The organism is Enterobacter cloacae complex sp. IR5384 (genome assembly GCF_049237265.1).
GTDB classification, from domain to species: domain Bacteria; phylum Pseudomonadota; class Gammaproteobacteria; order Enterobacterales; family Enterobacteriaceae; genus Enterobacter; species Enterobacter cloacae.
Window position 1 is genome coordinate 1 of sequence record NZ_JBMKHJ010000096.1, and the last position, 1,561, is coordinate 1,561.

General features: G+C 53.6%; 1 rRNA gene. It reads left to right on the plus strand.

From position 1 onward, the window contains the following. Positions 1-1,561, plus strand: a 23S ribosomal RNA gene (locus ACOTX3_RS25985); the annotation flags it as partial.

Genomic DNA, 1,561 nt, shown 5'->3' on the forward strand with positions numbered 1-1,561 from the left:
GGTTAACCGTATAGGGGAGCCGAAGGGAAACCGAGTCTTAACTGGGCGTTAAGTTGCAGGGTATAGACCCGAAACCCGGTGATCTAGCCATGGGCAGGTTGAAGGTTGGGTAACACTAACTGGAGGACCGAACCGACTAATGTTGAAAAATTAGCGGATGACCTGTGGCTGGGGGTGAAAGGCCAATCAAACCGGGAGATAGCTGGTTCTCCCCGAAAGCTATTTAGGTAGCGCCTCGTGAACTCATCTTCGGGGGTAGAGCACTGTTTCGGCTAGGGGGCCATCCCGGCTTACCAACCCGATGCAAACTACGAATACCGAAGAATGTTATCACGGGAGACACACGGCGGGTGCTAACGTCCGTCGTGAAGAGGGAAACAACCCAGACCGCCAGCTAAGGTCCCAAAGTCATGGTTAAGTGGGAAACGATGTGGGAAGGCCCAGACAGCCAGGATGTTGGCTTAGAAGCAGCCATCATTTAAAGAAAGCGTAATAGCTCACTGGTCGAGTCGGCCTGCGCGGAAGATGTAACGGGGCTAAACCATGCACCGAAGCTGCGGCAGCGACACTCTGTGTTGTTGGGTAGGGGAGCGTTCTGTAAGCCGTTGAAGGTGGCCTGTGAGGGTTGCTGGAGGTATCAGAAGTGCGAATGCTGACATAAGTAACGATAAAGCGGGTGAAAAGCCCGCTCGCCGGAAGACCAAGGGTTCCTGTCCAACGTTAATCGGGGCAGGGTGAGTCGACCCCTAAGGCGAGGCCGAAAGGCGTAGTCGATGGGAAACAGGTTAATATTCCTGTACTTGGTGTTACTGCGAAGGGGGGACGGAGAAGGCTATGTTAGCCGGGCGACGGTTGTCCCGGTTTAAGCATGTAGGCGGAGGTTCCAGGTAAATCCGGTACCTTTTAACGCTGAGGTGTGATGACGAGGCACTACGGTGCTGAAGTAACAAATGCCCTGCTTCCAGGAAAAGCCTCTAAGCATCAGGTAACATCAAATCGTACCCCAAACCGACACAGGTGGTCAGGTAGAGAATACCAAGGCGCTTGAGAGAACTCGGGTGAAGGAACTAGGCAAAATGGTGCCGTAACTTCGGGAGAAGGCACGCTGATATGTAGGTGAAGCCCCTGCGGGTGGAGCTGAAATCAGTCGAAGATACCAGCTGGCTGCAACTGTTTATTAAAAACACAGCACTGTGCAAACACGAAAGTGGACGTATACGGTGTGACGCCTGCCCGGTGCCGGAAGGTTAATTGATGGGGTTAGCGGCAACGCGAAGCTCTTGATCGAAGCCCCGGTAAACGGCGGCCGTAACTATAACGGTCCTAAGGTAGCGAAATTCCTTGTCGGGTAAGTTCCGACCTGCACGAATGGCGTAATGATGGCCAGGCTGTCTCCACCCGAGACTCAGTGAAATTGAACTCGCTGTGAAGATGCAGTGTACCCGCGGCAAGACGGAAAGACCCCGTGAACCTTTACTATAGCTTGACACTGAACACTGGTCCTTGATGTGTAGGATAGGTGGGAGGCTTTGAAGCGTGGACGCCAGTCTGCGTGGAGCCG